This window comes from Taibaiella lutea (assembly GCF_008629695.1).
Lineage (GTDB): Bacteria > Bacteroidota > Bacteroidia > Chitinophagales > Chitinophagaceae > Taibaiella > Taibaiella lutea.
Genome location: NZ_VWSH01000003.1, coordinates 108,413 through 120,074, shown reverse-complemented (window position 1 = coordinate 120,074; position 11,662 = coordinate 108,413). Strand labels below are relative to the sequence as shown.

13 protein-coding genes are annotated in these 11,662 nt (G+C 37.4%); 6 read left to right on the top strand and 7 right to left on the bottom strand.

All coding sequences use genetic code 11. The features are described 5' to 3' along the window. Nucleotides 1–24 precede the first annotated feature (24 nt). The 4 genes from F0919_RS11675 to tsaB all read right to left on the bottom strand — a co-directional run bounded on the left by F0919_RS11675 (nt 25) and on the right by tsaB (nt 2,556). Entirely contained in the window at nt 25–540 is a 516-nt protein-coding gene (locus F0919_RS11675; RefSeq protein WP_150032948.1) for a T9SS type A sorting domain-containing protein, read from the bottom strand. Between the two features lie 251 nt (nt 541–791). Then, the gene (locus F0919_RS11670; protein ID WP_150032947.1) at nt 792–1,301 is read right to left on the bottom strand and encodes a PH domain-containing protein; all 510 of its coding nucleotides are present in this window, start codon (nt 1,299–1,301) and stop codon (nt 792–794) included. Between the two features lie 39 nt (nt 1,302–1,340). Further along, the gene (locus F0919_RS11665; RefSeq protein WP_150032946.1) at nt 1,341–1,874 is read right to left on the bottom strand and encodes an acyl-CoA thioesterase; all 534 of its coding nucleotides are present in this window, start codon (nt 1,872–1,874) and stop codon (nt 1,341–1,343) included. 34 nt (nt 1,875–1,908) lie between these two features. Further along, nucleotides 1,909–2,556 (bottom strand): tRNA (adenosine(37)-N6)-threonylcarbamoyltransferase complex dimerization subunit type 1 TsaB, encoded by a 648-nt coding sequence (gene tsaB, locus F0919_RS11660; protein ID WP_150032945.1) that lies wholly within the window; start codon nt 2,554–2,556, stop codon nt 1,909–1,911. Between the two features lie 39 nt (nt 2,557–2,595). Here tsaB and F0919_RS11655 point away from each other — a divergent pair, with 39 nt between their 5' ends. The 6 genes from F0919_RS11655 (at nt 2,596) to F0919_RS11630 (ending at nt 6,960) form a co-directional block, all read left to right on the top strand. Further along, complete coding sequence (locus F0919_RS11655) at nt 2,596–2,976, top strand: RidA family protein (RefSeq protein ID WP_150032944.1); 381 nt, start codon at nt 2,596–2,598, stop codon at nt 2,974–2,976. 6 nt (nt 2,977–2,982) lie between these two features. Next, nucleotides 2,983–3,516, top strand: coding sequence for a YcxB family protein (locus F0919_RS11650; RefSeq protein ID WP_150032943.1), 534 nt, complete (start codon nt 2,983–2,985; stop codon nt 3,514–3,516). Further along, nucleotides 3,513–3,974 carry a hypothetical protein gene (locus F0919_RS11645; protein WP_150032942.1) on the top strand — a complete coding sequence of 154 codons (462 nt, stop codon included), beginning with the start codon at nt 3,513–3,515 and terminating at the stop codon, nt 3,972–3,974. The genes F0919_RS11650 and F0919_RS11645 overlap by 4 nt, the downstream gene beginning before the upstream one ends. Nucleotides 3,975–4,213: 239 nt before the next feature. Beyond that, nucleotides 4,214–4,906: a ClpP family protease gene (locus F0919_RS11640; RefSeq protein ID WP_150032941.1), complete on the top strand. Its 693-nt coding sequence runs from the start codon at nt 4,214–4,216 to the stop codon at nt 4,904–4,906. Nucleotides 4,907–4,963: 57 nt separating this feature from the next. Next, entirely contained in the window at nt 4,964–5,602 is a 639-nt protein-coding gene (locus F0919_RS11635) for a ClpP family protease (RefSeq protein ID WP_150032940.1), read from the top strand. 227 nt (nt 5,603–5,829) lie between these two features. Beyond that, complete coding sequence (locus tag F0919_RS11630; protein ID WP_150032939.1) at nt 5,830–6,960, top strand: T9SS type A sorting domain-containing protein; 1,131 nt, start codon at nt 5,830–5,832, stop codon at nt 6,958–6,960. 115 nt (nt 6,961–7,075) lie between these two features. Here F0919_RS11630 and F0919_RS11625 read toward each other — a convergent pair whose 3' ends face one another. The 3 genes from F0919_RS11625 to F0919_RS11615 form a co-directional block, all read right to left on the bottom strand. Next, complete coding sequence (locus tag F0919_RS11625; protein ID WP_150032938.1) at nt 7,076–8,977, bottom strand: outer membrane beta-barrel protein; 1,902 nt, start codon at nt 8,975–8,977, stop codon at nt 7,076–7,078. A 6-nt stretch (nt 8,978–8,983) separates the two neighbouring features. Next, on the bottom strand, nt 8,984–9,562 hold the full coding sequence (locus F0919_RS11620) for an RNA polymerase sigma factor (RefSeq protein ID WP_150032937.1): 579 nt from the start codon (nt 9,560–9,562) through the stop codon (nt 8,984–8,986). 138 nt (nt 9,563–9,700) lie between these two features. Continuing rightward, complete coding sequence (locus F0919_RS11615) at nt 9,701–11,581, bottom strand: M1 family metallopeptidase (protein ID WP_216629419.1); 1,881 nt, start codon at nt 11,579–11,581, stop codon at nt 9,701–9,703. Nucleotides 11,582–11,662 lie beyond the last annotated feature (81 nt).

The following is an 11,662-nucleotide window of genomic DNA, read 5'->3' as shown; positions in this document are numbered from 1 at the left end:
ATGTTATAGAAGAAGGGTAATACGTTAATTTATTTTCTGCACATTAAAGGAGGCGTTATAAGTAATCCCTTTTTTATTCAGATTTAAATGTAGCACGTAGCTGCTTGCTGCCAGTTGGCTTAAAGAAATAGTCTGTTTTTCCTTTCCCGACGCTAAATTAAATTCACCGGTTAACATTACTCTGCCTAAAGCATCATAAAGATGATAGGTAAGTTGACCACCGGTTTCAAAATCAGGTTGGATATTAAGTACATTATCACTTGGGTTAGGATATACTTTAAGATTGTCGGAAAGATAATTGACATCTTTTACTCTTGTAGTAGATGCGACAGGTTGTAAAACTCCGTTTGTAACAATAATGTTTGAACCGGAAGCAGTATTTACAAGTGCCATTTCACCAATAGAGAATTCGTAGGTATTGCCCGAAATAACTTTGCTTCCTCCGGAAGCATTAATTGTAGATGGGCCTATGCTTTGAGCATACACACCCGTAACCATGCTTATTATCAAGCACGTAGTGATAGTAATTTTTGTTTTCATTTAGATAGTGTTATTATAGGTCTAACAGGTAATTACATTATTTATACCATTTAATTGTAATTCAAAAATATCAATAAAATGTTAAAAACAAGATTGAAAATTTGATTTTTAATGTTATTAACCATTTTTTTAGAAAAAGAGAGCTTAAAATTTAGAATTGACTAAATAGCAAGTAGTAATATTCATAAATATGAAGTATGTTAAATGCTTTTTTTATTCTGAAATATTATATATATTATTCATATAGCTATTTAATTCGTATCATATTCTCCGACACCTTTCTCATTTCTTCTGTTTTCTACAAGATGCCGTAATTGCTCTCTTAATTCTACGGCGCCTTTTATTGCCTTTAATTCAAAAAGAGGAGAGCTTCTTTGTGAGGAAATAAGATGAATGGTGCCTAAGCCAAACATTCGTAATTGCAGAGGTTCGAATAGATGTACATCCTTTACTCTATATAATTCTATTTCAGATGTAGCTCTGTTAAATAAACCAACCTTGCTGATAAGCCTTTGATTTGTTATAGTATAAGTTGCGGCATTTACAATCAGATAATGATAAAGTGCATATACCAAAGCTATTACACCAACTAATAAAATTGCCGTTATTTTGAATTGTAAAGATGCCCAGATGGCTGCAATGATTATTATGATTGCAATTGTAAAATGCTTAAAATTCAATAACTGAGAAGAAGAGCCTTTCCAAACAATCTGTTCTCCCGAATTTTGTAAATCCAGATTGTTTTGATTAAACTGCTGCATAAGATCAAATTTAATTTCCCATAAAAATAAGGGAAAGAATTATACAAATAAAGCTTTCAATTCTCCCGCTTCCTCAGGTTTCATCTTGCCACCCAGAATTAAACGTAATTGTCTGCGGCGCAGCGCTCCGTTGTATCTTTCTTTCTCTTCTTCCGTTTCAGGAGTGATTTCGGGAACCATATACGGGCGGCCGTTTGCGCCTAAGGAAACAAAAGTGAAGTAAGCTTCATTGCTCAGATATTTATGTTGAGCTCTGAGATCTTCACCCCATACTTTTAAATATATTTCCATAGAACTATTAAAAGAGCGGGTCACGATACTTTCTATGGTCACAATATCGCCCAGCTTTACAGGATTGGCAAATGAAATATTATCGACGGAGGCGGTAACAGCAACAGTGTTACAATGTTTTTGAGCCGCAATGCCGGCCGCTATGTCCATCCAATACATTAGTTTCCCACCCATCAGATTGGCAAGAGTATTGGTTTCTCCCGGCAACACCAATTCACTCATTATTGTATAGGAACTACTCGCTTTTTTTGCAGGTTTGGTTTCTGCTGATTTATTAGTCATTTTCAAATGAAAATTGAAACTTGTTATCTGAAATTTATTTTTTACTCACAGTTGTATAAGCGGCCTTCAGATAAAATGGCTCTGAATAGGCAAGGTCATCAAACTGTTTCAACGTAAATCTTACTGTTGCTTTTGTAATCCAATTTCGGACATCGATAGCGGTGTCCATTGACATTACCTTTGTTGGCGCTGCAATAGATAAATGTTCGTCGTCAGTGAAAAACTGAAAGCCTTCTATAGTATATTCTGCCAAATCTTTTTCAAATGCATGTTGCGGTTCATTTACTGCATTGCCATCCTTATCAAATAATGCTATGAAATATTCGCCTGTTCTGGCTTTTAACGCAACTATGAATTTGGTATCAGCATTTATATTCCATGACAAGATATCCAGCCTGTTGAAAAGCATCAAAGGTTTGTCACTTGCATAAGCCAATCCTTTTGCCGTGCTCAAACCTACGCGCAAACCTGTGTAAGAACCAGGTCCTGCACAAACACAAATTGCATCAATGTCATTAATGGTTGAAGATCCTTTTTGAAGCACTTCCTCAATCATAAAATTAATAACCGCCGCTTGCTCATTCGCATTTTCATGAGTTCGGATAACAGCTGTTTCAGCATCAATTGATAATGCAACTGTTGCCACAGAAGCGGAAGTATCTATAAAAAGTAGCTTGGACATCCTGAAAAAATAAGAGTGCAAAAGTATTACATTTGCTTCATGGAAAAGCAAATTATCAATACGACAGGAGCGCCTGCTCCGATAGGACCTTATAATCAAGCCATGAAAGTGGGCGATTTCTTATTTGTTTCGGGACAAATACCGATGGATGCTGTAACCGGCGAAATTGTAAAATCAGGCATTCAGGATGAAACTGAAAAGGTAATGGAAAACCTTGCTGCTATTTTGAAAGAAGCCGGAATGGATTTCTCAAATGTAGTTAAAAGCAGCATTTTCATTACCGATATGAACCAATTTGCGTTGATAAATGAGATTTATGCTAAATATTTTCCAACGAATGCACCAGCCCGCGAAACTGTTCAGGTAGCGGCTTTACCTAAATTTGTGAATGTAGAGATTTCGGTGATAGCAAGTAATTAAGATTGTATGACCATAAGATTTGAGTTGACAATTGATGATTTAATTGCTTTTGGTTTTTATAACAGAAAAAACGGATCCCGTATTAAAAAAGCAATATCACTTCTACCTGTGATAATGTTGCTTATAATTCTGATTGCTACTTTATATTATTATTTTTTTCTTCAGGAACTGATAGTTTTTGATACAAGTAACATTGCACTAATTATTTTTTTGTTAGCCTACACTTTGTCAAAGACTAAATGGTTTTATAGCTGGTATTGGAAATATAAATATGGTAAGAAAGAATATGCTTCCTGGTTTGGTGAACGAATATTGACTTTTTCAGAAACATCTTTGTTTGCTAAAACATCCAGAGCTGAAACAAGCTATAACTGGAACAGCTTCGTGAAATTTGGCGAGTCTAAGGAGTATTTTTTCTTGTTTGTGTCAAACTTGCAGGCAATAATAATTCCCAAAAAAGTCTTTTTACTTTCACAGGAACAATACGATATAAAGTTATTTATTGAAAGAAAATTGACAGAAAATAATTCAAAATCATGAGCAAATCACAATTCTTAAAAGAACAATTAGTACCGGCTATAGCCGCTATTTCTCCGGAGTTCAAACCGCTGTGGGGCAAAATGAATTTGCAGCAAATGACGGAGCACATGAGCCGTGAAGGCTTTCAGGTTGCAAGCGGAAAACTACCGCAGACTTTGGTTACACAGGAAGAGCATATACCTAAAATGCAGGCTTTCATGATGAGCGATAAGCCATTCAAGGAAAATACCCCCAATAGCTTAATGTCTTTAGAGCCGGTATCTGTAAAGCATGCTGACATGCAGGCGGCGTTGGTTGAACTTCAAACAGAAATTGATGATTTCTTTCAGGTTTATGAAAAGGAACCGGAAAAATCAATTATGAATCCGTTTTTTGGTAATTTGAATTTTGAAATGCAGGTTCAATTATTGCATAAACATGCTTTACATCATTTGAAACAGTTTGGAGTAGAGATATAGAGATTCTTCCATAATTCGGAATGACCTTTCTTCAGTATGTATCTGCGAAATCTGCGGGTTATTTTGCCAATAATGGAAAAATATCCGTCAACAAATCCATCATTTTATTTGTTGGAATGCCGAATTGGCATTTTTACCGTTTGGTTTGATATTTGCTACACCTAATAAAACGGCATTTCAATTTTGCATTCAAAAATGCCTTATTTTTATTTCTTTATAAAATATTCAATTTCTTAAAAATGAATTCTAACGAGTTTCGCAAATATGCGGTCAAACATCGTGGTATCAGCAGCAATACATTTGATAGCTATGCCGCGCATATAAGTGCACAACCAACAGCTTTAACGCCATATATCATTGAAGAACGTCCTATGAATGTTGCTTCTATGGATGTTTTCAGCCGGTTGATGATGGACCGTATTATTTTTATGGGTGAACCCATAAACGATTATGTAGCCAATATTGTTACGGCACAATTATTATTCCTGGAAAGTACAGACCGTACGCGTGATATACAAATGTATATTAATAGTCCCGGTGGTAGCGTTTATGCAGGTTTGGGTATTTATGACACTATGCAGATAGTAAACCCTGATATTGCTACTATCTGTACAGGTATTGCTGCAAGTATGGGTGCCGTATTGATGTGTGCCGGAACAGAAGGCAAACGTACTGCTTTACGTCACGCACGTATTATGATGCATCAGCCGAGCAGCGCCATTGGCGGACAGGCAACGGATATCAGTATTACCGTTAAGGAAATTCAACGTGTAAAACAGAATCTATATCAAATCATCAGCGACCATTCCGGTCAGCCGATTGAAAAGGTTGCAAAGGATAGCGATCGTGATTATTGGTTGCTTGCTGAAGAGGCAAAAGAATATGGCCTTATTGATGAAGTGTTGAAGCCAAGTCCAAAGAAAAAAGCGTAATTATAATTTGCTTTGGCATATCAATTTTAATTTCAAAATTTCTAATTACAAAACAAAATGAATCCAAATAAACTGGCTCAATTGGGCCTTCCATATAAGAATGAAGATGAGGACGAGGAAGAAAAACCGGTTGTAGATAAGCCGGGTAGTCTTTTCATTAAGAAACAGGAAGAACTGTTTTTTAAGAACCGTACTGTATATCTCTGGGGACCGGTAGAAGATAAATCGGCAAAGGATATCGTAAGTAAATTGCTTATGCTTGACGCGGATAAACCGGGCAAAGAAATTAAATTTTACATCAATAGTCCGGGTGGGGTAGTTACCAGTGGTATGGTAATTTACGATGTGATGAAAATGATAAAATCTCCTGTTTCAACTATTTGCATGGGGTTAGCTGCCAGTATGGGCTCTATTCTTTTGGCGGGTGGTGAAAAAGGAAAACGTTCTATTTTCCCTCATGGAGAAGTTATGATTCACCAGCCAAGTTTAGGCGGCTATTTTCAAGGTGTAAGTGCTGATTTGGAAATTCACGCTATCCAGATTCAAAAAACAAAAGAATTAGGTGCAAAAATCCTTTCCGAAGCTTGTGGCCAGCCTTATGAAAAAGTATTGCTGGATTTGGAACGCGACTATTGGATGGATGCTGAATCTGCCATTAAGTATGGTATTGTTGATAAAATAATAGACAAGTTATAAAATAAGCCATTTTTCAAATTATAAAAAGAGTTGGATTTCTTTCGAAATTCAACTCTTTTTTTGTCTATTACACGGTTTGAGAACTTGTTGATGCATAGATGATAATGACTTCCTGTTTTAAATATAACTTAAATCAAAACAAACAATAATATTAAATTGTTTTTATTGGTGTTGACAATTGCTATCAACAAGAAACCATTTTTAAGAAGTTTTAAAACCGGGAATTTATGAAAAAGCAATTTTTACTATTTGCGATTGCAGCCGTTTTAACAGGCTATAATGCCTCAGCGCAAATATCACTGACTACCCTGAATGATTTTCAGGACGGGACTACTCAAAGCTGGACTTCTGTAGGGGCCGGCACAAATCCATTAAATGTTGCAGATATCGGCCACTTGGGTGCAGGTGACAATGCATTGGTAGTAACTTCTACAGGAGGAATAGGTCCCAATGTAAATCTTGTTATACAAAATAATACAGCAGCATGGACGGGTAATTGGACAACAGTAGGTGTAGCTTACATTTCTTTTTGGGCAAATAATGTCGGAGCAAATCCTGTAACATTAAGAATTGGTGTGGATGGTGGCGGTGGACAATTCAGTTCTACAAATGGAGTGACAATTCCTGCAGGTTCAGGATGGGAACAGATAAATATTCCGGTTCAGAGCGGAGATTTTACAGCAGATGGCGGAACAAATATTGCGAATACCTTAGCTGCAACCACTGCAGTCCGCATTTTGAACAGTACATTACCTTCATATAATGGCGAATCTGCTTCAGCAACTGTTCAGATTGATAATATCAAGCCGGGAAATGTGCCATTGCCAATTGTACTTTCTTATTTTAGGGCAACTGCTCAGCAAAATACAGTTAACCTGAACTGGGCTACGCAGAGTGAGACGCAAAGCGAATATTTTGCAGTTATGCAATCACCGGATGGCGTAAACTGGCAGGAACTTACAAGGATAAAAGCCGCCGGAAATTCCAAAACATTAAAAACATATGCCTGGAAAGACGTAAGCCCTGTAGCGGGTGATAATTACTACAAACTAAAAATGATTGACAGAGAAGAAGTTGGTAGTTATTCAATGGTAGAAATGGTGACCATAAGAGGTTTAAATACTTCAATTCAGGGTCTGGTTGTTTATCCTAATCCAAATTATACCGGAACACTTTATGTAACCGGTATAACAGATAAAAAATTGAAGATATTTACTTCCTTAGGTGTTGATGTTACCAGCCAGGTTGTTTTTAATAATTATTCGGATGACCAATATGAGATCAATATTCAAATGCTTAACCCGGGCCTATACTATTTGAACACAAGAGATGGTGTGAGAGCTTTTATTAAGCATTAAAATGGTTATTCATTTTAATCTGATAAAAAAAGGGTCGATATTCAAAAATATCGACCCTTTTAAAAATAACCTTTTCATTGTAATCAACAGCGAATCTTTGTTATTGTTCAAGACTTTATTTATCAAGGATATAAACTACTCTTTCTTTTCTTCCGAAGAAATATCCTATAGAGAACTGGAATGTAGGCATTTTAAACAATTTGTTTACTGCATCTGCATCTCCGTTGTAGTTGTTCCAAAGATTTTGAGTTACTCTTGCATCAAAGGACAATTTCCTTGAAATATCATAACTCAAGCCTCCGACATATCCCATCCCGAATCTTGAAGCAAAATCTTTTTGCTCGTTCAATCTGAAATCTGAATTTAAGAACGGATTTTGATTTTGTGCTTCAGTAGAAGAAACATTGATGCTGCTTACAGTATTAGTTCTATCCCATTTCGCAGGGAATGAATAAGTCATATTTACACCACCGAAAACAGAAACTCTCCCAAGGCTGTAACTTAATGTTACAGGAAATTCCAATGCAGAGAAACTATTGATTTTATAAGCGGATGTTGTTGTGTTTTGCGTACCGCTGAATAACCACTCCAAGCCTGACTGTTGAGCGCTCACATTATCGTAAGTCACAGATTGGTCATTGATGGAATAATTACTGAAATAGTGATTGGCAAATTTTAATTCTCCGGCTAAAGTCAGTCTTTCACTTAATTGATAAAGGCCGGCAATACCGAATTGCATACCAAAAGCTGTCGGATTACCCATGAAACCATTTCCGCCCAAAAGAATGGCAGCATAGAATTTATTGGTACCGTCAAAATAATTGGAAATACCTTGCGAAGTATTCTGTACCAGTTGATTGAATTTGCTTGGGTCAACTTTGCGGCTTGCAACTTTGAAATCGGAAAGCGGAACCATATTCACCATTTCACTGGCAACTGTAATAGTTTTTACTCTTGCCATCGGCACAATTACTTCTGCTTTAGGAATAATGTTGGCTTTGCGTAAAGATGCTATTTCCATTGGTGCCAAGGGGGTGTAGCGGATTCTTTCCACACGTGTAATGGCCAATGTATCAATTACGGTTTTGTTATCTTTTGTTTCGGTACGTTGTACCATGTCAATCTTTCTGACAGTATCCCTTATTTCTTTAAAGAAGCTGCCATTTTCATCTTTCACAATTTTTTCCTCGTTATAATGCGCAGCAACTACTTTCATATCAGCACCGTTATTTGCTGTATTTGCAGAAGGCTTATTATTTGTTCCGTTTGCTTTGTTACCGTTTGAAACAGGATATATTGTTTCAATCACATTTTGCTCTTCAAAAGGTTTTGGTACCGGAGGAGCCGCATTTTGAGTTTTTCCGTTAGTGGCAGCCGTTGATTTACCCGCAGCAATCTTATTACCACCGATTGTAGACTTTGAATGATCGTTATTGGTACCGGAGGCTGCGATGTTGTTATTTGACGTATTAACATTATTGCCCGGAGTAACTGTTTTCAGATTGTTTGCATTTGTTTTGCCGACTTCTTTTGAACCCGAAGGATTATTGGCACCATAGTGGTTTGAAGCATGCTGACCTGCTATTTTCGGATTCGTATTTTCTGCAATACCTTCTTTGGAATGACCTTTATCAGATGGAATATTTAAATCCGGTGAACCGGTTTTCACAGTCGCGGAAACATAATTATCTGCATTTATTTTTCCGGAAGGCATATTATTCGCTTTTGCGTCGACATGATTCGAAGCTATAACAGCAGATTCGTCTCCCTGGGGAATTTTCGTGCTATTATATTTGCTAATGCCATAATATGACAAGCCGCTTCCAATCAATAACATTGCTATCATTGGAATCATATAACGACGAAGTGCGCTGACGGGTGCAGGTGAGCCTACCGGCATTGCATTGTCCAGAAGGTCTTTCATGCGCATCCAGGATCCGGTTCCTTCCGGCTCCTCTTTGTCTTTCAGCTTTCTGAACACTTCATCAATATGGATGAAATCATTCGGGTTATCCATACCGTTTTATTTTTTTAGATGTAATTTCAATCTTTCTATTTTCTCTTTTAGTATGCGTCTTGCTTCAGACACATGCCATTTTGATGTTCCTTCACTAATGCCAAGATGTTTGGCTATTTGCTTGTGAGGTAAATCATCCATCACAAACATGTTAAAAACTGTCCGCGTTGCTTCGGGCAGTTCATGAACCAAATCCATTAAATCATTGTAATACATACGGTTAGCGTGATCCTTATGTATCAGCTCATCCTTTTCAATCAACAATATCTTCTCTTTGTATTTTACATTGGAAGATGCATAATCGGCTACGGCGTGAAATACAATGCGACGTAACCAACCTTCAAAAGAACCTTTGAAGGAATAGCTGTCAATTTTTTGAAAAGCACGTAAAAAACCATTGTTTAAAATTTCTTCCGCCTGGGCCATTTCAGGGAAATAGCGACGCACCATACCCATCATTCTCGGATAAAATAAATGGTATAACTTACCCTGAGCGCTCCGTTCGTTACGGGAGCACCCTGCTATAAGTTCCTGAAGTTCATCAGTTTTTACCGAAATATTATTATATGCCAATGCTACGGACAATCTTTTAGCTTAAGGTTTTTTGTTCGTCCTCGTGCTTAAAGACAGATTATGAAAGCAATAGGTTGGGCGTTTTAAGGCCTGAACCGTATTTCTGTACCTGTTTTTTCATAAAACTGACATTAAGCAAACAGGTGAAAATTATTTTAATATTTCATCAATGGTTTTTTGAGCCAAAGGATGATAATTAGGCCTTGATTTCTGATAAATTTCTTTTGCCATCTGAAGGCCATCCGGCGTTTCTTTCATTGCTTTGTATAACGGCTCCAGGAATTTTTGCCTGCCTGTTACCAATAAAAAATCTTTCATGGCCGGATATGCAGGTTCATATTTAGAGCGGATGGATTGTAAAAACCACAAATCTGCAATTTCACTGTTTTTTGTATGGGTAAAATGAAAAGCATTATCAAGGTCTTTCATTTTATCGGAACTTAAATCTTTTGGCATAGAACGTAAGAAATGCATCCATTCAAAAGTACTCCAGTCCTTTGTATTGAGCTGAGACGCCGGTTTTCCATTCAGGAATGCTGCACTTTGTGCTTCCGTTGCCTTAAACCTTGCATTGCCTGCTCTTGGACAATTAGCAGGAATGCCGGGGCCGTAAACCCAATCGTCTATATTGATTTTAGCTTGCCAGTCGGAGTTTTGTTTCAGCAGGTTGTCATACAGATAAACGATAAAATCTTCGGTATTGATGGTTTTGAATGCATGGCTGTCAAAATAACCGCGAAGGAATTTATCCATATTTTCCCTGCCGACAATATTCTCAATCAAATAGAGAAATGCTGCTCCTTTTTCGTAAGCGACGTCTGTCAGCCCAACATCAGGGTCACGGCCTTTTAAGTCCAGTTTCAGCCATGTATCTTTACTTTTTGCACCCAAATCATTTACCGCTGCTTCCATATCCTGATATCCTAATTCCCAAAGCATATCCACATAATCTTTGCCATATTGGGCTTCTGTAATACGTCTTTCAAAATATACAGTAAAACCTTCATTCAGCCAGAAATCATTCCATGTAGCATTGGTCACCAAATTGCCGCTCCAGTTATGTGCCAACTCATGCGAAATCAGATTCACCAAAGATTTGTCGCCCGCTAAAATAGTAGGCGTACAGAAAGTGAGTTTTGGATTTTCCATGCCACCAATCGGGAAGCCGGAAGGCAATACCATAACATCATAACGTCCCCAACGATACGGACCATATAAGGCTTCGGCTTTATGCACCAATGTATCCAGATCTTCCAGTTCTTTTCTTGCCTTTGGCAAAATAGCCGGTTCTGCATAAACGCCCGTATTAGGCCCTACTGCTGAAAAGCCAATATCGCCTACAGCTAATGCCATCAGATAAGCAGGAATGGGTTTGTCCATTTTAAAATTGTAGATGCCGTCATCCGATTTCTTTTGAGGGTTTTCGGCTGACATCAGTGCCAGCAAGCCTTTCGGAACCTGAACTCTTGCATTATAAGTATAACGGATACCCGGTCCATCCTGACAAGGTATCCAGCTACGCGCATAAATAGATTCGCTTTGGGTATAAAGAAATGGTGATTTTTTACCAAAAGTCTGCGCAGGTGAAAGCCATTGCAAAGCGATAGGATTATCTCCTGTTTTGTAATATATAGTAAGTGATTTATTGATTGGTTTTATTGTAACGCGTAAAGCACTTCCTAAAATTTCATCATCTTTTCCTAAAGTAAATTTTGCTTGCGTACCGTCATCCAGTAAAATACTGTCGATGGTTAAATCTTTGGTATCAAATACTACAGAATTGGATTGCTTCAGGTGCTGAAGTTCCCATTTTGCCGAACCCGTTATTTTCTTTTCATCAAAATTTACAGAAATATCAAGGAACAGATGTGTTGCCTTTACACTATCTGCGTTTGAATAGGTATGCCAGTCTTTATTAATGTCTTTCGGGCTATCGTTAGTACTGGCAGTATCTGCGTTATTGGTGGAGTTTGAATTGCAGGCAATAAACGTGCAAACGGAAAGCAAGGAAAGGGAAAGTATTCGAAGCATGTCAGGAATTTTATAATAGTGCGATAACAGCAAATATAGATTTAAGTTTCGAATGCTAAACATCCGCGCTATCTGAAAATA